Here is a 20,568-nt window from a genome sequence, read left to right on the forward strand (position 1 = left end):
AATAAAATTTAAACATGACTTTATTATTCAATGAAGCACACCCTATACCACTTCATGCTATTATGGCAATGATTGCTATAATTTTAGGTGGCATTCAACTTTCTATGAAAAAAGGTGGACTAATTCATAAATTGTTAGGTCGTATATGGGTAGGCATAATGCTGATTGTGGCAATAACTTCTTTTTTTATACATGAAATAAAATTATGGGGTGCTTATAGCCCTATACATTTATTGAGTTTGTGGACAATTTTCTCTCTTGGTCTTGGAATTTACTTTGTAAGAGTTGGTAATATTAAACGTCACAAACAAGTAATGATCACTTTATATTTTTTTGCTTTAATTCTTACAGGCTTTTTTACTTTTATGCCTGGACGTGTCATGCATCAAATTTTAGTTGGATGAATAAAGAAAACGCAAGTAAACTCTGGAAAATTATTCAAGAAGCTGGCGATTATTTAGTGGGTCAATTACCTGACCACCCAAATCACCCCAAAGGAAGAAACCCCTATGCTCATGTAGCAATTTGTGTGAAAAGCAAATTTAATGCAAGTTACAAAGATATACCTGATGAACAATATGATGAAGTGATTAAATATATTGAGTTTTTAAAAGAAAATCCTAGTTAGCTTTAATCGTATTTAACAATTCATCGACATCACTATCTTTAGTATTCCATGCAGCAACTAGTCTTACCGCTTTACCATCTAATTCATCCTCATTCATTTTGTACCCTTCTGAATTTAGATATTCAATTTTTTCTCTTGGAAATTTAGCAAAGACTTCATTTGCTTCGGTTGGATATGCAATTTCAATATCATTATGTTTTGACAAACCATCACTTAACTTTTTACCCATTTTATTTGCGTGTTTTGCATTTCTTAACCAAACATCATTTGAGATATATGCATCTAACTGCGCAGAGACAAATCGCATTTTAGATAATAAATGCCCTGCTCTTTTCATTAAAAAAGCAATGTCTCCTACTAAATCTTTCTTAAAAAAGATAATTGCTTCAGCAGCTAAACATCCATTTTTCGTTGCTCCAAATGACAATACATCAACCCCTGATTTCCAAGTCATTTCAGCAGGGGTTACATCTAAAGATACCAGTGCATTTGCAAATCTAGCTCCATCCATATGTAAATTTAAATTATGTTTATGAGTGATTTCTGCAATTTTTTTAATTTCTTCTAATTGATAAACCTCACCTGTTTCACACACTTGAGTAATACTAACTGATGAAGGTTGCGTATGATGAACAATCCCTTTTCCACCAATCGATTGATCCAACTCCTCTGCAGTTATTTTTCCCATTACTCCATTTAGGGTAACCAATTTTCCTCCTCCTGTATAAAATTCAGGCGCACCACATTCATCGGTATTTATATGAGACATCTTATGGCAATAAATATTTCCATAAGAAGGTGTCATTGTAGATAATGCTAAAGCATTAGCTGCAGTACCAGAGGCAGTAGGAAAAACAATTACTTCTTTTTCAAAGATTTCTGAAAACTTATCTTGTAATTCAGTTGATATTGGGTCATTCCCATAAGGTGTGCTATCCCCTTCATTGGCTTTTAAAATTGCATCTAGTACTTCAGGACAAGCACCAGCAACATTATCAGAAGCGAATTTAACTCGCTCTCTTTTAATTTTAATTTTTGCCATAATTATTGTTTTGGAAAGTAATCTTTCAGTTCGCCTTCTCGGTAAACATCCGCAGTACAACAATGTAAACCTCCACCAAAAGCGTATGCATCTCTAAGTTCTACGGGTATAACTTCCATTCCTAATTTATCTAATTGTTCAGCTTGATATTTTTCGCTTTTTTCCACACATACAGTTTTAGGATCCAAAACTAAAACATTCATTGATAGCCAAGTTGATGAATAACATAGTGGAGGTGGTTCATTATGTGCTGGTTGTGCACTATCTACAATTTCCCAACCATTATCTTCAAAAAGTTTTCTTTGTTCCTTAGGTAGTCTTCTTTGTGGATTATTGATAATTAAACCTTCTTTAATTGGAGTAAAAGTTGCATCAATATGAATTGGATAAGGATCACCTGGGAAGTTAACTGCATGAACTCTGTGATCTTTATAATGTCTCTTTAGCCAATCAATTCCTTTTAAATTTGTTGTAAAACCATGTTGAACAACTAAATCTTTACCAAATCTTAATACGTCTGCTGCATCAAATAATGGTTCTTCTTCAGTAGTTACAAAATATTTTTTTTCAGTCCACTCTAGTCTTTTTTGAACACCTATTTTATCTGATAAATAATCTTTTCTATAATCTGCATCTGTTAATCTTGGCTTTGGAGCAGACTCGTGTCTCATATTAGGATCTTGATTATAATAATCTTTTAGAAGTGGTCGGTAACATAAATATTCAAACCAACGACAACGGTAACTCATTGTAGCTTCTAAAATTTCGTTTCCTACTGTTAACAAAACATCTCTTGGAGGCATACAGCCAAACATGGTTTCTGCTTCCCAATCTGGAGTAGATGTTTTTTGATTAAAATCTATTGGTGTTGGTCGATCAACTTTAATGCCTCTTTTTTGAAGCATGTATGAAAAGTTGTCTAATAATTCATTTGCTTTATCGACTGTGTCTTTAGTTCTTGGACCAAACTGACCTCGCATATCACTATCTTCAGGAACTTTTGCATCCAAAGCAGGCTCTGGTGCTGGTATACAAGTGCCATCCGCTCTACCAACAATTACATGTTTTAACGGATCCCACTCGTTCCAACTATTAACAATAGTTTTGTTCTCGCTCATAAAGATTAGTTTTTTATAATATTATGCTCAGGACCAAAAGGAAATTTTGTAATATTCTCTGCTCCATCTTTACCAATCACCAAAATATCGTGTTCTCTATATCCACCTGCGCCAGGATTACCTTCTGGGATCATGATCATTGGCTCCATCGACACGACCATATTTTCTTCAAGAACAGTATCAATATCTTCTCTTAATTCTAAACCAGCTTCTCTTCCATAAAAGTGTGAAAGCATACCAAATGAATGTCCATAACCAAAAGTTCGATACTGAAGATAACCAAGCTCAGCAAATAATTCATTTAGCTCATGACAAATATCAGAACATTTAACACCTGGTTTAATTAATTCTAATCCACGTTTGTGAACTTTAACATTTGCCTCCCAAGCTTTAAGTGAAGCATCATCAGCATGATCCAAAAACAAAGTTCGCTCCAATGCAGTGTAGTATCCTGAGATCATAGGAAAAGTATTTAAAGACAAAATATCTCCTTTAACTAATTTTCTATTAGTTTTTGGATTGTGAGCTCCATCTGTATTGATACCCGATTGAAACCATACCCAAGTATCCATGTACTCTGCGCCTGGATAACTTTTAACAATCTCTCTTTCCATTCTATCTCTTGCTGCTATTGCTACTTCAATCTCCGTATTATTTTCTCTAATATTTTTAACTATTTCTTCACCACCAATGTCTGCAATTCTTGCACCATTTCTAATGATCTCTATTTCTTCGTTTGATTTAATCATTCTAAGTTTCATTAAATCTTTTGAAACATCACTAAATACTGAGAAAGTAAAAATAGACCCTATTTTTTCTCTCATATCTAACGTGACATGATCATTTTCAATTCCAATATTTTTTGGAGGCTCATCTCTTCCAATAATTGAAACAATGGCTCTTAAAAAATTATCCCTTTTCCAATCAGTATAAATAACATTATCACAATGCGATCTACGCCATGGTTGACTTGCATCAATGTTAGCTGAAATTGTTGAGATTTTATTTTGAGTGATCACACATCCGTATGGTCTACCAAAAGAACAATAAATAAATCCGGTGTAATATGCAACGTTATGCATAGATGTTAAGATAATCATATCTAAATTATTTTTATCCATCACTGATCTAAGTTTACTTACTCGATTGTTATATTCTTTATCGGTAAATGGTAATTTTACTTTTTCACCATTTTTAAGTTCAAAAAAATCTGGTCGTTCCATATTAATTTAATGCTATATATCTTTTGTTCCATCTCATTATCAAACTGTAATAAAATATAGATACAAAAAGAAAAAAGCCTCCGATTATAGTGTTTGTGGATGGTACTTCATTAATACCAAATAATGGCAACCAAACCCAAAAAATTCCACCTACAACTTCAGTTAAAGATAATAAAGTCAGTTCTGCTGCTGGTATCGCTTTAGATCCAATTGAATATAAAATTAAACCAAAACAAACTAATGTCCCATGCAAAGAAAACAAAGCTCCGTTGTAGCTAGATGAAAAGAAAACTAAGTCTTTTGATAAAATCATAATTGTTGCAAATACAAAACAAAAGAAACCTGCAAAAGCTACCGTTGTGAATTTTGGTGTTTCATTTCTCCATCTAAGTGTTACAGAAAAAACTGAGAAACCAATTGAGGAAGTTAAACCAAATACAAAACCAATTAATGATTTTTCACCGGTGTTTCCAAGTGCCATAATAATGATACCAACTGTTGCAATTATTATTGATATCCACACATTGAGAGAAATTTTTTCTTTTAAAAATAAAAATGCCAATAATGCCGTAAAAAAAGGCATTGCAGCTAAACAAAGCAAAGTAACAGCAGCACTAGTATTTGTAATTGAATAAATAAATGTAATCATAGCGATCCCCAAGCCAGATCCACCGATTACTCCAGATAAACCTATTTTATAATAGTTTTTATAAAAATTTTTTCCTTCCTCGAAAAATAAATAAAGATTTAATAGGATGAAAATTGTTAAACCTCTGCCAAAAATGTACTGCCAAGGTGCCAATTGAGGATTATCCATGTATCGAACCACTAATGGGCCAAACGACCATAGTAGACCTGCAAAAAGTACAACAGGAATGGCTATTCTTGGATTTCTCAACTCTAACATAATGAGAAATCTAATTGTAAATAGAATTTTCTACAACAAAAATACGTTTCTAAAGTAAATTTTGATTTGAAAGGTTGGGGAAAAAGCAATCAACGATATCCCCTTTTTTAAATTTTGATTTACCTGCTGGTAACAAAACCCAAATATTTGATTTTACAAATGATTTAATTCTAAAAGACTCTTGACCTTTTAAAATTTCAACATTTATTTTTCCATTTTTAGTTGTGCTTAATTGACTCTTTACAAATCTTGTGAAATTCTTTTTTTTATCAAAACCATTTGTCAAAATAGCTTTTATTGATTTTTCTTCTGATAATCCTAAGGCATTTAAAATATATGGAATTACAAAAAATCTAAAACATGCAGCTGAAGAAATTGGATTTCCAGGGAGTCCGAATATCGCCTTTTCTTTCCCTTTAATTTTTGCAAACATTATTGGTTTTCCTGGCCTTATTGCAGCACTTTTAAAGTAGCTTGATAACTTAAATTTTTTAACAACATCAGGTATAAAATCAAACTTACCAGCAGACACTGCACCTGACGTAATAATAATATCATCGTTAGATTTAATTAATTTATTTATTTTTTGTTTAAAAATATTTTGATGATTATCTCTTAATATGCTTCCACTTTTAAAATTAAATAAAAAATTTTGATTTAAGTTTTTAATATAATGTGTGTTAGAATTTCTTACCATCCAATTTGGAATATTGTCTTTGTTTGATATTTCGTTTCCAGTTGAAAAAAATAATATATTAATTCTTTTTTTTACTTTAATTTTTTTAATGCCTAAACTTTTAAAAGCTAAAATATGGTTTGGTTGAACAATTGTATTTTTTTTTATTACAACCTCTCCTTTTCTATAATCTGAACCTGCAAACCTAACGTGATCAAATTTTTTTATTTTCTGGTTGATTAAAATATATTTTTTATTAGACGCAAAAATTATTTGCTCTATAGGAATAATTGTATCGAAACCCTTTGGAATAATTCCTCCAGTCATTATTTCGGCAGTATCAAATTTTTTTATCTTTTTATTAAATGGTTTCATTCCTGCCGCAATTGAACCAATAATTTTAAATTTTTTCGGGAATTTTTTTTTTAATCCATTAGTATCTTTTGAATTAATTGCATAACCATCAAATGCAGCGTTATTCCCTGCTGGATAATTTATATTAGAATAAATATTGGTAGAAACTACTCTATTTAAGGAATTTATACTCTTTATAGTTTTGTCTTTGATTTTAATTTTGGCTTTTTTTAAAATTGTCTTTGATTTTTCGTAACTAATCATTTTTGAATATTTCTTCAGCTTTTTTTAAATCTTCTTTTGTATTTATATTAAAGAAAGGATCATTATTTGAAAACTCCATATTAATTATTTTTACCCCAGTATTATTAGCCCACTGCTCTACTTTTCTTTCTCCATTATTTAGATCCTTCTCTAACTTATCTAATAAATTAATCGACCATAAGCCAAATATATTGTGTCTTGTGTTATTTGACTTAATGAAAAATAAATCGCTTTCATTGAAATTAATATTTTGAATAAAATCTTTTAATATTTGTCTCTTAAAAAAAGGTGTATCAACAGGGAAAGTTGCTATCCATTTGTAGTCTTTTTGAATTTCTTTTATCCATTTCATAGCTGATAAAACTCCACCTAACGGACCAAGACCTTTTTCATAATCTTCGATTATTGAAATTTTTTCTGAGTTATGAAAACTAATTTTATTATTTGATACTATTAAGAGTTCTTTGAATTCATCAATAATTTCAGTCAACATGTGATCAATTAAGAATTTACCAGCTAACTTTACTTGAGATTTATCTTCTCCAAACCTTTGTGACTTACCGCCTGCTAGCACAGTGCCTAAAATATTGTTATGATCCATCTATAAAATATAAAACATTCAAAGTTGAATTAAAGAAATTAAATGGATTTAAGAATTTTAGAAATAGCAGCCCATACTGAAAATAATAAAGTTGTTGAAAACTACACTCATAAGTCAAAACACAAAAATCCATTATGTGGTGATGAGATGGAAATCAGCTTAATTGTTAAAGATGAGGTTGTAAAAGATATGGGTTATCAGTGTAAATCGTGTGTTTATTGTCAGGCATCAGTCAGTCTATTATCCAGAAAAATTAAAGAAAAAAAAGTTGATGATGTTAAAAAATTTATAAAAGTTGGTGAGCAACTTTTTGAGGATGCAAAAGTAAGTATGGAAAAACATTGGAAAGACTTTAAAGAAATTTTAGATAAAAAAAATCTTTCAAGGAAAGAATGCTTGCTTTTACCTTTAAGAACTATTGCGAAAGCATTAAAAATATAAATGATCAAAATTACAAAACCCTTATTGCAAAAAGCATTACTTGCAGGTTTTTTTTCTGCGTTTACAATTGGTGTGCTAACAGTCCTTACTTATAAAAGTACACTAGGATATTTTATTGCAGCCTCATTCGGTTCCTCAATGGTTTTACTATTTGGTTTTCCTGAAAGCCCATTTGCACAACCAAAAAATGTTTTTTTTGGACATTTGGTAACTGCTTTAGTAGGAGTAATTTTTGTAAACTATATTCCGCTACCTATTTATATCAATATTACAATTGCTGTTGGAGCTGGAGTTTTTTTAATGATTTTATTTAATATTGTTCACCCACCTGCTGGTGGAAATCCAATTATAGTTATTATTGGAAGTGCCTCTTATGATTATTTAATTAATCCAATAATTTTTGGTTGTATAATTATATTGTTATTAGCAATTGTAATTAACAAATATTTATTAAAAAAAAACTATCCACTAAAATAATTAATGAATTCCGAATACAAAGTTTTAAAATACTCGTCTAATAAGTTTGAGAATATAGATGATTTAATTTCAATTGAAGAACCATTGGAGATTTCATTAAAATATAAAGAATCTGATAAATGGATAAATCAAAGTTTATCTATAACTATGAGAACTCCAGGTGATGATGAGGATCTTGTAAGAGGATTTTTATATAATGAACAAATTATAACAAATATTAGTGATATTGATTCAATAGAAAGTTATGGAGATAAAGTTGGTCAATATAATATCCGAAATAAAATATTAGCAACTTTAAATAATTCTAAAAATATAAATATTTCAAAAATAAAAAGAGACTTTTTAACTAATTCCTCATGTGGTGTATGTGGAAAATCTTCTCTTGATGCTCTTGAAATAATTAAAAAAAATAAAACAAATCCATCAGAGCCTAAAATCAAAAAAGAGGTAATTGTTAAATCACCAGATATATTGAGAGAAGGCCAATCAGAATTCAGTAAAACAGGTGGAATTCATGCAAGTGGTCTTTTTACTAGTAATGGAGAATTGGTTGCTGTCAGAGAGGATGTAGGAAGACATAATGCTCTAGATAAACTTATTGGTTGTGCATTAAAGAACAATCAAATTGATCCGAAAACCCAATTTATAACATGCTCAGGTAGACTAAATTTTGAATTGGTTCAAAAGGTCTTGATGACGGATATAGGTATAATGATAGGTGTTGGTGCGCCAACTAGTCTTGCCATCGATTTAGCGAATAAATTTGACATTACCCTTGTTGGTTTCGTAAAGAGGGACAGTTTTAATATTTACACAAATAACAAAAAAGTTATTGTGGGCTAAATTAATAAAAGGGTATTTGTGTCAAAAAATATAAGTAATTTATCAGGCAGAATAGGCTTAAAAGACAACCTATTTAAGCAAATCTCAGAAAATACCTTAAGCGATAATCCACAAGATATTAAAGAAATTGCCAAAAAACATAACCTAGGTGTTTCAACTCTCCATGGCGCAGAGTCTTTTTATGAATTTTTAAGACCCTCTCATAGAGAAAAAAAAGCTTATGTTTGTAACGGTAGTGCATGCATGTGTGCAGGCACTCAAGACAAATTAAAAGATAAACTAAAAGAAAAACTAGGTGATGATAAAGTTGGAGAAATGTTCTGCTTAGGTCATTGTTACGAAAACCATGCATTTCACTACGATGGAGAAAATTATGCTGGCAAAGATATAGAAAAAATTGACCAAATAATTAAAGGTGAAGAAATAAAACAAGATAAGTTTTTCTCTAAAAGTTATGCAACAACAAGTTTTTTAATGGACGACAAATTATCCTCAACAGACCAATTTAAAGATCAATTAAGTCAATTTTTAAAAACGGATAAAAAAGAAATAGTAAAATCATTATTAGATTCAAATTTAACAGGAAGAGGTGGAGCAGGTTTTCCAACAGGAATGAAATGGGATTTCTGTAGTAAAGCAAAAGGAGATAAAAAATATGTTATCTGTAATGCAGATGAAGGTGACTCTGGTGCTTTCTCAGATAGATATTTATTAGAGGACCAACCTTTAAAAGTTATTTTTGGAATGGTGATTTGTGGTTATGTGATAGGAAGTAATGAAGGAGTTTTATACATAAGAGGTGAATATCCTAAATCTATTGAAGCAATTAATGGCTGTATCAATGAACTTAAAAAATTAAATTTACTAGGTGAAAATATTTTAGGAACCGATTTTTCTTTTGATCTTGGAATTTGTATAGGACAAGGTGCTTATATTTGTGGAGAAGAAACAGCTTTGATTGCATCTATTGAAGGAAGAAGAGCTGAAGTAGATGTAAGACCTCCCTTCCCTGTTACCGAAGGGTTATATAAAAAACCAACTGTAGTTAATAATGTTGAAACATTGGCTGCTGCAACTGGAATTTTATTAAATGGATCAGAAAAATTTTCTTCGGTTGGAAATAAAAAATCAGCTGGAACAAAATTAGTTTGTTTAGATAGTTTTTTTAACAACCCAGGTGTTTATGAAATTGATATGGGTACACCAATGAAAAAAATATTTAATGAAATTGGTGGTGGATACAAAGAACCTGTTAAAGCATTTCAAATAGGAGGCCCATTAGGTGGTGTTGTTCCTTTAAGTGAAATAGAAAATTTAAATTTGGATTTTCAAGAGTTCACAGCAAAAGGTTTTATGTTAGGTCACGCAAGTGTAGTTAGTATTCCAAAAGATTTTCCAATGGCTGAATATATTCATCACTTGTTTGAATTCTCAGCAGAAGAATCGTGCGGGAAATGTTTCCCAGGAAGACTTGGATCTTACAGAGGTAAGGAAATGTTTGATCAAGCTAAGAAGAAAACAGCTAAAATTCCTTTAAAATTACTTGAAGAATTGTTGGTTACTATGCAAAAAGGATGCCTATGTGCACTTTGTGGAGCAATCCCAACTCCAATTCAGAACATCCTAAAATACTTTGGTGATGAAATGAAAAATGATATGGTGAAAGATAATTAATGAGCTCAGAAAAAAGAAAAATTGCATATATTGATGGAAAACCATACGAAATTGGTCCTAAACACACATCTATTTTAAAATTTGTAAAAAGCTATGTAGGTGAAAAAAAAGTACCTACTTTATGCGATGATCCAAACCTAGCTCCTTATGGTGCTTGCAGAGTTTGCTCTGTAGAAGTTGCTTTAGAAAAAGATGGTCCTACAAGAGTTGTTGCATCTTGTCATACTCCAGTTGCTGAAAACCAACATATCTTTACTTCAAATGAAGCTTTAACAAGTCTAAGAAAAAATATTGTTGAATTAGTTTTAACTGACCATCCAATGGAATGTGATACTTGTGAGGTAAATAATAATTGTGAATTACAAACAGTAGCAAACGATCTAGGAGTTGCTGATCACAGATACAACAGTCCTAAACAGCATAAAGGCATACCAAGAGATACGTCTCACGATTACATGAGAATGAACTTAGATAACTGTATTAATTGTGGAAGATGTGTCAGAGCTTGTGATGAAATTCAAGGTTCATTTGTATTAACAATGAGTGGAAGGGGTTTTGAATCTAGAATAACAACTGATAATGATATGATGTTTGGAGATAGTTCATGCGTATCTTGTGGAGCATGTGCGCATACATGTCCAACAGATGCTATTTCAGATGTTTTTCAATCTAAATCTGCAGCTGTAGATAAAAAAGTTAGAACAACTTGTTCATACTGTGGTGTTGGATGTAATTTAGAAGCATCAATAAAAGATGATAAAGTTGTTGCAATAGATACTCCAAAACAAACAGAGGTAAACGCTGGTCATACATGTATTAAAGGAAGATATGCATTTAGTTTTTATGATCATCCAGACAGATTAAAAACACCTTTAATTAAAAGAAATGGAAAGTTTGAAGAAGCTTCGTGGGATGAAGCTTATGATTTTATTAAAAAAGAAATGAACAGAATTACAAAAGATAACGGTCCAGATGCCTTTGCTGGAATTTCTTCTGCAAGATGCACGAATGAAGAAAATTATGTTTTTCAAAAAATGATTAGAGCGGCTGTGGGAACTAACAGTGTAGATTGTTGTGCAAGAATTTGTCATTCACCAACAGCTTGGGGAATGCAACAAACTTTTGGGACTGGGGCAGCAACTAACTCTACAGAAGATATTTATCATGCAGATTTATTTTTGGTAATTGGAGCTAATCCAACTAACGCTCATCCTGTAACAGGTGCAAAAATAAAACAACAGGTCATGAAAGGCAAAAAATTAATTGTGCTTGATCCAGTTACAACTGAACTAGCAAAACTTGCTGATTATCATATTAAACTAAGACCAGGAACTAACGTTGCAGTTCTAAATATGATGTTGCACTTTATTATTAAATCAAAACTTTATAATGCAGATTTTGTTAGAGATAGAACTGAAGGTTTTGATAATTTCTTAAAAGAAATTGAAAGACAAGATGTTGATCATTTAGCAAAAGTAGCAGGTGTAGATAAACAATTAGTTAAAGAAGCAGCAATTGCATATGCTACTGCAAGAAATTCAATGGAGTTCCATGGTTTAGGAGTTACTGAACACGAACAAGGATCTAAAACTGTAATGTTAATTGCAGATCTAGCAATGATTACTGGAAACATTGGACGAAAAGGTGTCGGGGTTAATCCTTTAAGAGGTCAAAACAATGTTCAAGGTGCAGCAGATATGGGATGTCAACCACACCAAGGTGCTGGATATTTTCCTGTAGCTGATGAAAAGCATCAAGAATTCTACACAGAAAAATATGGAGTAACTCACCCAACTAAGCCAGGATTAAAAATTCCTCAGATGTTTGAAGCTGCAATAAACAAGGAATTAAAAGGTTTATGGATTATAGGGGAAGACATTGTTCAAACAGATCCTAATAGTGCACATGTAATTGAAGCTATGAACTCTTTAGAACTTTTAGTCGTTCAAGAAATATTTATGAGTGAAACAGCAAAATTAGCAACTGTTGTTCTGCCAGGTACAACGTTCTTAGAAAAAGATGGAACTTTTACAAACACAGAGAGAAGAATTCAAAGAGTGAACAGAGCTGTACCTCCTCTACCAGGCACTAAACCTGATGGATTAATTGTAACTGAGATGATGCAGAAATTGGGATTTGATCAGCCAACTTATGATGCAGATCAAGTTCTAGCAGAAATTGCTGATATCGTTCCTTTCTTTAAGGGTGTTACTAGAGAAAGACTTGGAAAATTTGGATTACAATGGCCAGTTCAAGAAGATGGAACTGATACAAAAATTTTACATACAGAAACATTTAAATTAGGTAAAGGCAGATTAAAAAACTTTGATTGGAAAGAGTCATCTGAAATAGAAGCTAATCAAAAAGACTATCCTTTGATTTTAACAACTAGTAGAGTTTTACAACATTACAATGCAGCAACAATGACTAGAAGAACAAAAAATATAAATATTGTTGATGAAGATGTTTTATTAATTCATCCTAAAGATGCGGCTTATAGAGATCTCAATACTGGTGATATTGGAAGACTTTATTCAGGTAGAGGTGAGGTTGCACTTAAAGTTGAGGTTACAGACAAAGTCAAAGAAGGAATTGTGTTTACTACGTTCCATTTCCCAGAACATATGGTTAATATGGTTACAGGTCATGGTAAAGATGAAGAAACAATGTGTGCTGAATACAAAGTATCTTCTGTTGAAGTACAAAAAATCTCCAATCAATTTAAAACAGAAGTTAAACCAAAAGAAAATCAAGCTGAAGTTAGTTAATTAAAATGACCATTGGTTGGCATTTTGATAATACCTATTCAAAGTTATCAAATACTTTTAAAGAAAATATTAAACCAACTCCTGTTCATGATCCTGAATTAGTAATTTTAAATGAGGAACTAGCCTCTACTTTAAATTTAGATTTTTCAAAAACGGACAAAAAAAAATTAGCAGAAATATTTTCTGGAAACTCCATACCGGAAGAAACTAATACTATTGCACAAGCATATGCAGGTCATCAATTTGGACACTTTACTATGTTAGGAGATGGTAGAGCAGTTTTATTAGGTGAGCATTTAGTAAACAATGATAATCGTTTTGACATTCAGTTTAAAGGTTCAGGAAGAACTTCTTTTTCTAGAGGTGGCGATGGAAGAGCAGCACTAGGACCTATGCTTAGAGAATATATTATCAGTGAAGCAATACATTCATTAAATATTCCAACTACTAGAAGCCTTGCTGTAGTCAAAACAGGAGAAAAAGTTGTAAGAGAAAATCTTTTACAGGGCGCTATATTAACAAGAGTTGCATCAAGTCATCTTCGGGTTGGAACATTTCAATACATAGCTGCAACTCACAACATTGAAAATTTAAATACTTTAGTCGACTACACAGTAAATAGACATTATCCGGAAATCAAAACATCAAATTCAAAAGCATTAGACTTGTTAAATCTTGTAATGGAAAAGCAATGCCAGCTAGTAATCAATTGGATGAGAGTTGGATTTATTCATGGGGTTATGAATACTGATAACATGGCAATTTCAGGTGAAACAATAGATTATGGTCCTTGCGCATTTATGGATCATTATGATCCAAAAACCGTATTTAGCTCAATCGATAAATTTGGAAGATATGCCTTTTCTAATCAACCGCCAATTACAAAGTGGAATTTAGCAAGATTTGCAGAATGTTTAATTCCTTTAATTGACAAAAATGAGGATACTGCAATTAAATTAGCAACAGATTTAATAGATAATTTCCAAAATATTTATGAAGATAAATGGTTAAATATGATGAGAGATAAACTAGGTCTATTTGGTGAGGATAAAAATGATAAAAAATTAATTAATGATTTGTTTAATTGGATGGAAAAAAATAAAGCAGATTACACAAATACTTTTTGTAATTTAATGGATATCAATTCTGATGAAATTTATAAAAATAATGACTTTATCGATTGGAAAAATCAATGGAAAAAGAGATCTGAGTTAAATAAATCAACTGAGGAAAAACAAAACAAACTTATGAAATTAAATAATCCAATTGTAATTCCTAGAAATCATAAAGTAGAGGAAGCTTTAGCTGAAGCAGACAAAGGTAGTTTAGATAAAATGAAAAAGTTATTAGCTATTTTAAAAAATCCTTATGACAATCATAATAATATTGAAGAATATCAATTGCCCGCTCCATCAAGCAATGAAAAATATAAAACTTTTTGTGGAACTTAATTTATAAAACGTAGGGCTCTGGTCTAGCGGTTTTACCCAAAACTCTCTCAACTGCAAAATCACTTATATCAATTGTTTGGTATGATCCTGTTGTGATTAATTCAGTTAAGGCTCTACCAATACCTGGTGCCTGCATTAATCCTCGGCCTGTAAATCCAGAAGCCATATAAACATTGTCATATTTCGGATGCTTACCAACAACTGCATTATTATCTAATCTATTACAATCATAATAACCTGCCCATCCACCAGTAAGCTTTAATTCTTCAAAGGCAGGTATTCTCTTTGCAAGAGCCGGCCAAACTAATTCCTCAAAATCATTCCAGGCTGGTTCCAAATCATTTGCATCAAATACAGAAATAGGTGATCCTGCTAAATATTCCCCTCCCTCTGGTCTCCAATAAACACCCGTTGTTAAGTCTCCACTTAGTGGCATCTCTTTTATATATGTTGGGCATTTTACTCTAAAGACGGTATGCTTTTGAGGAACAACAGGAATATCTTCTAACAATTCTTTTGTCCAACAACCAGCCGCAGAAACAATTGTTTTAGCATTTATTTCTGAAATACTTTTTACATCACCTTTAATAAATTCTGCTCCAAGCTCTATTGCTTTACTTTTAAGAGCGCTATGAAACATAAATGGATCAATCCATCCTTCACTTTGATTATCCGTATAAGTTGCTGTCTCTATTCCTTCGCTATTCACATAAGGGAAAACTTTAGATAATTCTGAACCTTTAATATTTTTTGTTCCTGCATCACATTCTTTATGATTTTCTAAAGCTTTGTATTGTTCTTCAGCATGTTCAGGACCAAACATTAAAAGATATCCATTGGTTACCATACTAGCTGTTGGGTTAGGGTTTTTTTCTGTTTTTAATAATTCTGGTATTTGAAAAATAAATTCTCTTGCAAATTTTCCTAATAAAATATTTTCTTTTTGGAAAAATTGTCTTCTAAAACCACCTAGAGATAATGGGAATGAGGCTGTTTTGTAAGTAGGGTCTCTTTCAATAACTTTTACTTTTCTTCCTTCTTTGGATAAAAAATAAGCAGTCGCCGCCCCTATAATTCCACCACCAATTACTACAACATCATCCATATCTAATTTAACATAATTAAGCTTGTATTCAGAATTATTGCAAAGCTACACCAAAGTAAATATGGAATCATTAGGTAGGCACTCAACATCTTGACGCGTTTAAACCTTAAAATAAGATTGATTATCAATGCTATTAGTATGATTAATACTAAAAGAGCCAAAACCATATTGTGAAAAACAAAAAAAACTACACTCCAAGTTGTATTGAATACTAAATGGATAAAATAAATATAAACAGTATTCATATCTCTATTTTTCGTATGCCAATAAAGCCATATTGCAACTGTCATCAATGTATACAAGGTGGTCCAAACAGGTCCGAATATCCAATCTGGTGGATTAAATGATGGTTTATTTAGTAATGAGTACCATGGCTCTTTAAAAGTAACAGTAGCTAAACCGCCAATCAATGAAGCAGAGAATGTAATAGCAAGAAACAATATAAATGTTAAAAATTTATTTTTAAACATGTTAGATATATACATAACAAAAAATGACTAAAAAAACTATTTGGATTACAGGCGGTAGTACTGGTATTGGAAAAGCTTTAGCAATTAAGTTTGCAAGTAAGGGATGGAATGTTGCTATATCTGCAAGAAGAGCTGAATTACTAAATGAGCTTTCAAATTCTTATGAAAATATTTCAGGTTTTCCTTTAGACGTAACAGATAAAGAAAAATGTAAAGAAGTATTTAATGAAATTAAAAACAAATATGAAAATATAGATATTTGTTTTTTTTCAACTGGAACATGGGATCCTAAAAAAGAAAAAGATATAGATGTCGAACAAATGGAAGATGTCTTTAAAGTAAATTTTTTTGGAACTGTGAATGGCATCAAAGCAGTTGAACAATACTTTAGAGATAAAAAAAATGGTATAATTACTATTGTTTCGTCAATTGCAGGATATAGAGGGTTACCTAATTCAACTGGATATGGACCATCTAAATCTGCATTAAATAACCTAGCTGAAAGTTTGTATTTTGATTTTAAAAGATACAATGTACGTGTTTGTTTAGTATCTCCTGGATTTATTAAAACACCTATGACAGATAAAAATGATTTTAAAATGCCTTTTTTAAAAACTCCTGAGTATGCTGCAGATCAAATTTATGAAGGTTTAGTTAACAAAAATATATTTGAAATACATTTTCCAAAATCACTTACAATTACATTAAAACTATTGAGTTTTTTACCAAGTAAAATTTATTTTGGTTTAGTTGGAAAACTAACGAAATATCAAAAAAAATAGTTAATCTTTTACAAATACAACTGTTAATTCAGCTACTTTAAAACCAAATTTAGTCATTGTTGCTCTATTAATTGCAACTCTATCATCTTGTTTAAAAATCCAATCGTCAAAAGTTATTTTTAATTCTTTGCCTTTAACCGGAACTAATAGAACATATTCAAATTTAAACGCTGGTCCGTAAGAATATCCTATTGCTTTACCCACAACATCTCCTGCTGTTCCTTCGTAATTATGCTCGTCAATTTTGTTTATTGTCCATTCTCGATCTTGAACTTCACCATCATCCCAATTAAATTTTTCTTTAAGAATTAATTGCTTTCCATCCCAGGTCCCATTTAAATCTGCAGAAAATTGTCTTGTAACTTTTCCTGATCTATTTTGCAGAACACCCCAAGCCTTAACATTTCCAGATAAGTATTCCTCAATAATTAATCTTGGTTCTTTGTTTTTAAAGTCTTCTGGTTTCATAGCGCTATTGTTTGAGCAACTTGTAATTAAGAATAATGAAATTATCAATGAAATTGACTTAATTATTTTTATATGTCGCATAAATATCTCCATTATTTTTATTTGTTTTGCATTGAAAATTGTATCAGATCAATATTTTTTGACTTAAATCCAGCCTCACAATAAGAAAGATAAAACTCCCACATTCTTTTAAATGTTAAGTCAAAACCTTGATTTTTTATTAAATCCCATTTTTTTAAAAAATCGTTTCTCCATATCGCCAATGTATTTGCATAATGATCAGCATAAGAAATATATGAGTTTATAGTCAAACCGTTATCAGAAACATAACGATTAATACTATTTTTATTAGGCAAAAAACCACCAGGAAAAATATATTTTTGAATAAAATCTTGTTTGTTTTTGTATCTATCAAACAATCTGTCATCGATAGTAATTGCTTGAATAGCTGCTTTACCGCCATCAGATAAGTTGGTTTTAATAGTTTTAAAATAACCTTCTAAATAATTTTGACCAACAGCCTCTATCATCTCTATAGAAGCGATTGAATTGTATTTACCTTTAAGATCTCTGTAATCTTTTATTTCAATATTTACTTTTTCGTTTAAACCACAATTAAAAATTCTTTCTTTTGCGTATTCAAATTGTTTTTTTGATATTGTAATACAGTCAAGTTTAACATCATATTTTTTACCTAAGTACTCAGCAAAACCTCCCCAACCACATCCTATTTCTAAAACTTTGTCACCATTATTTGGTTTAATTAGATCAATTAATTTTTGATATTTATTATTTTGAGCGTCAGAAAGATTTTTAGATTTATCATCAAAAATAGCACTAGAGTAAGTAAGTGTGTCATCTAACCAAAGAGAAAAAAAATCATTCCCAAGATCATAATGTTTAGCAATATTTTCTTTACTTCTGCTTTTTGTATTTTTTATTATTTTATTTTTTACAAAATTAATTATTGGAAAATCTAAAAGACCTGAGAATTTATATATTATTTTTATATTTCTTGCAGTTAATTCAATTAAGTTTGATAAGTTATCAGTTTCAAATTCACCTCTCATGTAGCTTTCGGCAAATCCAATACTGCCACCTCTAATTAAATTATAATTAAAATCTGGTTTTTTGATTGAAATATTTGCATGCAATTTTTCATTTGGATTTCCAAACTTTAAAACTTTTCCATCATGTGTAGTGAGCTCTAGATAACCATAATTTATTTTATTAAGAAATTTAAAAACTAATTTATCTGCAGCGTTATTTAAAAACATTAGTTTTCTACTGTTATATTATTTTTAATTTTAAATTTTTTCTTAATAAATTTAATTCCTTTAATCCACAATTTAAACGCTTCAAAATGTATCGCAGAGATAATTTTAAATGTCATTAAAGGGTGTTTTAGATAAGAATTCATTAAGTTTTTACTTGTCAAATCAGATCGTTCACCATCCTGAGATGCAAAAAGAATTTTTCCTTCTTGATCATATTGATCAATTACAACTGACAATTTCTGCTCTGGATTTAATATCCTAAAAAAATAATTACAATCCATTTCAATAAATGGTGAAACATGAAATTTCTTTGAACAATTATTTTGAATTAATTTATTTTGTCCCTCTACTTTAAAAACATATGTGTGTTGCTCACCAAATGTATTTTTAACTTCATATAAAATAGAAATTAAATTATCATTTCTATCATATACAAAAAAAATACTTAGTGGATTAAAAACATAACCAAATATTCTTGGATAACATAAAAGTTTAACTTTTATGTTATCTGTACTGATTTCGTTATTAATTAGATTTTTTTTTACCCACTCAAAAAGAGATGACCCATCACGATCACCATGATCTTTCTCATAAAAACTAATAAGATTAAATTTATTTAATGAAAAAAATTTTAATTTATCATTAAGCTCATTTAGCTCTGATAGATCTATAAATAATGAAAATACTTTATACTTAAAAGAATGTTCTTTTGGTTTAAATCTCTTATGGATTACATTTCCATTATATATACAAGAACTAATCATTAAGGTTTTTCAGCATTTCAATAGAAGATTTTATTCCATCTTCATGAAATCCGTAACCAAAATAACTGCCACAAAAAAGTAAATCTTTTTGATTTTGTATTTTAATAAGCTCTGATTGAGCATCTAATGCTTTTTGATCGTAATATGGATGTGTAAATTTTACTTTTCTCAATATTTTTTTCTCATCAATATTGAAGTAAGGATTTAGTGTTAAGAAAATATTTTCATCACACTTTAAATTTTGTAATAAATTTAACCAGTAGGTTATTGAATTTTTCTCTAAATTCTTGTCATCTATTGATGAATTCCAAGAAGACCAAGCTTTTTTATTCTTTGGCATGGCTCGCTGATCTGTATGTATGTAAGCTATATTTTCTTTGTAACTAAAATTCGAAAGAATATTTTTTTCATTTTCAGTTGGATTTTCAATTAACTGTAATGCTTCATCAGCATGTGTCGCTAAAACTACTTTATCATAATCGAAAAATTCGCTTTCTCCACCATAATATAAATCTAATCCTGATGATTTTCTTTTAACTCTTGTAACTTTGTAATTTTTGTAGTGTTCACCACTTATTTGAGAAAGTATTTTACTTACATAAGTTCTGCTTCTGTTAGTTACTGTGTACCACTGCGGTCTATTTTTTAATTTAAACAAACCATGATTTTGGAAAAATCTAAGAAAGAAACTAATCGGCATCTTGCTGGCTTCATAGGGAGGCATAGACCAAATTGCAGATACCATTGGTATTATATGATAATCAACAAATGTTTTTGATAATTTATTAATTTTTAAATATTCACCTAAAGTAATTTTATCATTTGATACATTTACTTGATCACTTTTTTTATAAAATTTAATGATATCAAAAAACATTTTTAAGAACTCTATGTTAAACAAATTTGATTTATTAGAGAAAATACCACTCAACCCTTTTCCACAATATTCAAAGTTTGTATTATCTACTGAAACTGAAAAAGACATATTGCTTTTTTCAATTTGAATATCATTTTCCTTAAAAAAATTAATTAAATTTGGATAAGTTTGAAAATTAAAAACAATAAAACCAATATCTACAGAAACTTTTTTTTCATCAAAAAAAATATCTATTGTATGTGAATGTCCGCCAAAATGATCTTCTCGCTCGAAAAGATCCACATGATGTTTTTTAGATAAATAATAAGCAGCACTTAATCCGGAAATACCTGAGCCAACAACAGCAATTTTCATTAAT

General features: G+C 30.3%; 21 protein-coding genes. 9 read left to right on the forward strand and 12 right to left on the reverse strand.

Annotation, left to right across the window (positions count from 1 at the left end):
- Positions 1-14 precede the first annotated feature (14 nt).
- Both ACTTBL_RS02930 and ACTTBL_RS02935 read left to right on the forward strand, forming a co-directional pair.
- Complete coding sequence (locus ACTTBL_RS02930) at positions 15-404, forward strand: DUF2306 domain-containing protein (protein WP_440643542.1); 390 nt, start codon at positions 15-17, stop codon at positions 402-404.
- On the forward strand, positions 401-628 hold the full coding sequence (locus ACTTBL_RS02935) for a hypothetical protein (RefSeq protein ID WP_440643543.1): 228 nt from the start codon (positions 401-403) through the stop codon (positions 626-628). Before ACTTBL_RS02930 ends, ACTTBL_RS02935 begins: the two co-directional genes overlap by 4 nt.
- Here the strand turns inward: ACTTBL_RS02935 and ACTTBL_RS02940 are convergent.
- The 6 genes from ACTTBL_RS02940 to mobA are packed head-to-tail and all read right to left on the reverse strand — an operon-like array spanning position 621 to position 6,813.
- Positions 621-1,670 (reverse strand): threonine aldolase family protein, encoded by a 1,050-nt coding sequence (locus ACTTBL_RS02940; protein ID WP_440643544.1) that lies wholly within the window; start codon positions 1,668-1,670, stop codon positions 621-623. The two genes, ACTTBL_RS02935 and ACTTBL_RS02940, sit on opposite strands and share 8 nt — an antisense overlap.
- 2 nt (positions 1,671-1,672) lie before the next feature.
- Complete coding sequence (locus tag ACTTBL_RS02945; RefSeq protein WP_440643545.1) at positions 1,673-2,788, reverse strand: serine/threonine protein kinase; 1,116 nt, start codon at positions 2,786-2,788, stop codon at positions 1,673-1,675.
- A 5-nt stretch (positions 2,789-2,793) separates the two neighbouring features.
- Positions 2,794-4,011 (reverse strand): aminopeptidase P family protein, encoded by a 1,218-nt coding sequence (locus tag ACTTBL_RS02950; RefSeq protein WP_440643546.1) that lies wholly within the window; start codon positions 4,009-4,011, stop codon positions 2,794-2,796.
- Between the two features lies 1 nt (position 4,012).
- Positions 4,013-4,918: a DMT family transporter gene (locus ACTTBL_RS02955; protein ID WP_440643547.1), complete on the reverse strand. Its 906-nt coding sequence runs from the start codon at positions 4,916-4,918 to the stop codon at positions 4,013-4,015.
- A 49-nt stretch (positions 4,919-4,967) separates the two neighbouring features.
- Entirely contained in the window at positions 4,968-6,212 is a 1,245-nt protein-coding gene (locus tag ACTTBL_RS02960) for a molybdopterin molybdotransferase MoeA (RefSeq protein ID WP_440643548.1), read from the reverse strand.
- Positions 6,205-6,813: a molybdenum cofactor guanylyltransferase gene (mobA, locus tag ACTTBL_RS02965; RefSeq protein ID WP_440643549.1), complete on the reverse strand. Its 609-nt coding sequence runs from the start codon at positions 6,811-6,813 to the stop codon at positions 6,205-6,207. The genes ACTTBL_RS02960 and mobA overlap by 8 nt, the downstream gene beginning before the upstream one ends.
- A gap of 42 nt (positions 6,814-6,855) precedes the next feature.
- On the opposite strand from mobA, the gene ACTTBL_RS02970 reads away from it, so the two are divergent.
- Genes ACTTBL_RS02970 through ACTTBL_RS02995 form a run of 6 tightly spaced genes read left to right on the forward strand, consistent with a single transcriptional unit; the run spans position 6,856 to position 14,467 of the window.
- Complete coding sequence (locus ACTTBL_RS02970; RefSeq protein ID WP_440643550.1) at positions 6,856-7,254, forward strand: iron-sulfur cluster assembly scaffold protein; 399 nt, start codon at positions 6,856-6,858, stop codon at positions 7,252-7,254.
- Positions 7,255-7,731: an HPP family protein gene (locus ACTTBL_RS02975; protein WP_440643551.1), complete on the forward strand. Its 477-nt coding sequence runs from the start codon at positions 7,255-7,257 to the stop codon at positions 7,729-7,731.
- Between the two features lie 3 nt (positions 7,732-7,734).
- Positions 7,735-8,574, forward strand: coding sequence for a formate dehydrogenase accessory sulfurtransferase FdhD (fdhD, locus tag ACTTBL_RS02980; RefSeq protein WP_440643552.1), 840 nt, complete (start codon positions 7,735-7,737; stop codon positions 8,572-8,574).
- An 18-nt stretch (positions 8,575-8,592) separates the two neighbouring features.
- Positions 8,593-10,248, forward strand: a complete 1,656-nt coding sequence (locus ACTTBL_RS02985) for an NADH-ubiquinone oxidoreductase-F iron-sulfur binding region domain-containing protein (protein WP_440643553.1) — start codon at positions 8,593-8,595, stop codon at positions 10,246-10,248.
- Positions 10,248-13,016: a formate dehydrogenase subunit alpha gene (gene fdhF / locus ACTTBL_RS02990; RefSeq protein WP_440643554.1), complete on the forward strand. Its 2,769-nt coding sequence runs from the start codon at positions 10,248-10,250 to the stop codon at positions 13,014-13,016. Before ACTTBL_RS02985 ends, fdhF begins: the two co-directional genes overlap by 1 nt.
- A gap of 5 nt (positions 13,017-13,021) precedes the next feature.
- Positions 13,022-14,467, forward strand: coding sequence for a protein adenylyltransferase SelO (locus ACTTBL_RS02995; protein ID WP_440643555.1), 1,446 nt, complete (start codon positions 13,022-13,024; stop codon positions 14,465-14,467).
- 1 nt (position 14,468) lies between these two features.
- Here ACTTBL_RS02995 and ACTTBL_RS03000 read toward each other — a convergent pair whose 3' ends face one another.
- Both ACTTBL_RS03000 and ACTTBL_RS03005 read right to left on the reverse strand, forming a co-directional pair.
- Complete coding sequence (locus ACTTBL_RS03000) at positions 14,469-15,572, reverse strand: NAD(P)/FAD-dependent oxidoreductase (RefSeq protein WP_440643556.1); 1,104 nt, start codon at positions 15,570-15,572, stop codon at positions 14,469-14,471.
- Positions 15,573-15,574: 2 nt separating this feature from the next.
- On the reverse strand, positions 15,575-16,057 hold the full coding sequence (locus ACTTBL_RS03005) for a TspO/MBR family protein (RefSeq protein WP_440643557.1): 483 nt from the start codon (positions 16,055-16,057) through the stop codon (positions 15,575-15,577).
- A gap of 8 nt (positions 16,058-16,065) precedes the next feature.
- Here ACTTBL_RS03005 and ACTTBL_RS03010 point away from each other — a divergent pair, with 8 nt between their 5' ends.
- Entirely contained in the window at positions 16,066-16,824 is a 759-nt protein-coding gene (locus ACTTBL_RS03010) for an SDR family NAD(P)-dependent oxidoreductase (RefSeq protein ID WP_440643558.1), read from the forward strand.
- On the opposite strand, the gene ACTTBL_RS03015 is transcribed toward ACTTBL_RS03010, so the two are convergent.
- From ACTTBL_RS03015 to ACTTBL_RS03030, 4 genes are read right to left on the reverse strand one after another with little or no spacing between them, the layout of a single operon-like run.
- Complete coding sequence (locus tag ACTTBL_RS03015; RefSeq protein ID WP_023854952.1) at positions 16,825-17,385, reverse strand: DUF3833 domain-containing protein; 561 nt, start codon at positions 17,383-17,385, stop codon at positions 16,825-16,827.
- Positions 17,386-17,390: 5 nt separating this feature from the next.
- Entirely contained in the window at positions 17,391-18,569 is a 1,179-nt protein-coding gene (locus ACTTBL_RS03020) for a class I SAM-dependent methyltransferase (RefSeq protein WP_440643559.1), read from the reverse strand.
- Entirely contained in the window at positions 18,569-19,333 is a 765-nt protein-coding gene (locus tag ACTTBL_RS03025; protein WP_440643560.1) for a DUF1365 domain-containing protein, read from the reverse strand. The genes ACTTBL_RS03020 and ACTTBL_RS03025 overlap by 1 nt, the downstream gene beginning before the upstream one ends.
- On the reverse strand, positions 19,326-20,564 hold the full coding sequence (locus ACTTBL_RS03030) for an NAD(P)/FAD-dependent oxidoreductase (RefSeq protein ID WP_440643561.1): 1,239 nt from the start codon (positions 20,562-20,564) through the stop codon (positions 19,326-19,328). Before ACTTBL_RS03030 ends, ACTTBL_RS03025 begins: the two co-directional genes overlap by 8 nt.
- Positions 20,565-20,568: the final 4 nt, after the last annotated feature.

This window comes from Candidatus Pelagibacter sp. HIMB123, assembly GCF_052048195.1.
Classification (GTDB): Bacteria; Pseudomonadota; Alphaproteobacteria; order Pelagibacterales; family Pelagibacteraceae; genus Pelagibacter.

What these genes read in the sequence shown, in the direction of transcription:
- ACTTBL_RS02930 (WP_440643542.1), top strand. Translation starts at nt 15, where the DNA reads ATGACTTTATTATTCAATGAAGCACACCCTATACCACTTCATGCTATT.
- ACTTBL_RS02935 (WP_440643543.1), top strand. Translation starts at nt 401, where the DNA reads ATGAATAAAGAAAACGCAAGTAAACTCTGGAAAATTATTCAAGAAGCT.
- ACTTBL_RS02940 (WP_440643544.1), bottom strand. Translation starts at nt 1,670, where the DNA reads ATGGCAAAAATTAAAATTAAAAGAGAGCGAGTTAAATTCGCTTCTGAT.
- ACTTBL_RS02945 (WP_440643545.1), bottom strand. Translation starts at nt 2,788, where the DNA reads ATGAGCGAGAACAAAACTATTGTTAATAGTTGGAACGAGTGGGATCCG.
- ACTTBL_RS02950 (WP_440643546.1), bottom strand. Translation starts at nt 4,011, where the DNA reads ATGGAACGACCAGATTTTTTTGAACTTAAAAATGGTGAAAAAGTAAAA.
- ACTTBL_RS02955 (WP_440643547.1), bottom strand. Translation starts at nt 4,918, where the DNA reads ATGTTAGAGTTGAGAAATCCAAGAATAGCCATTCCTGTTGTACTTTTT.
- ACTTBL_RS02960 (WP_440643548.1), bottom strand. Translation starts at nt 6,212, where the DNA reads ATGATTAGTTACGAAAAATCAAAGACAATTTTAAAAAAAGCCAAAATT.
- mobA (WP_440643549.1), bottom strand. Translation starts at nt 6,813, where the DNA reads ATGGATCATAACAATATTTTAGGCACTGTGCTAGCAGGCGGTAAGTCA.
- ACTTBL_RS02970 (WP_440643550.1), top strand. Translation starts at nt 6,856, where the DNA reads ATGGATTTAAGAATTTTAGAAATAGCAGCCCATACTGAAAATAATAAA.
- ACTTBL_RS02975 (WP_440643551.1), top strand. Translation starts at nt 7,255, where the DNA reads ATGATCAAAATTACAAAACCCTTATTGCAAAAAGCATTACTTGCAGGT.
- fdhD (WP_440643552.1), top strand. Translation starts at nt 7,735, where the DNA reads ATGAATTCCGAATACAAAGTTTTAAAATACTCGTCTAATAAGTTTGAG.
- fdhF (WP_440643554.1), top strand. Translation starts at nt 10,248, where the DNA reads ATGAGCTCAGAAAAAAGAAAAATTGCATATATTGATGGAAAACCATAC.
- ACTTBL_RS02995 (WP_440643555.1), top strand. Translation starts at nt 13,022, where the DNA reads ATGACCATTGGTTGGCATTTTGATAATACCTATTCAAAGTTATCAAAT.
- ACTTBL_RS03000 (WP_440643556.1), bottom strand. Translation starts at nt 15,572, where the DNA reads ATGGATGATGTTGTAGTAATTGGTGGTGGAATTATAGGGGCGGCGACT.
- ACTTBL_RS03005 (WP_440643557.1), bottom strand. Translation starts at nt 16,057, where the DNA reads ATGTATATATCTAACATGTTTAAAAATAAATTTTTAACATTTATATTG.
- ACTTBL_RS03010 (WP_440643558.1), top strand. Translation starts at nt 16,066, where the DNA reads ATGACTAAAAAAACTATTTGGATTACAGGCGGTAGTACTGGTATTGGA.
- ACTTBL_RS03015 (WP_023854952.1), bottom strand. Translation starts at nt 17,385, where the DNA reads ATGGAGATATTTATGCGACATATAAAAATAATTAAGTCAATTTCATTG.
- ACTTBL_RS03020 (WP_440643559.1), bottom strand. Translation starts at nt 18,569, where the DNA reads ATGTTTTTAAATAACGCTGCAGATAAATTAGTTTTTAAATTTCTTAAT.
- ACTTBL_RS03025 (WP_440643560.1), bottom strand. Translation starts at nt 19,333, where the DNA reads ATGATTAGTTCTTGTATATATAATGGAAATGTAATCCATAAGAGATTT.
- ACTTBL_RS03030 (WP_440643561.1), bottom strand. Translation starts at nt 20,564, where the DNA reads ATGAAAATTGCTGTTGTTGGCTCAGGTATTTCCGGATTAAGTGCTGCT.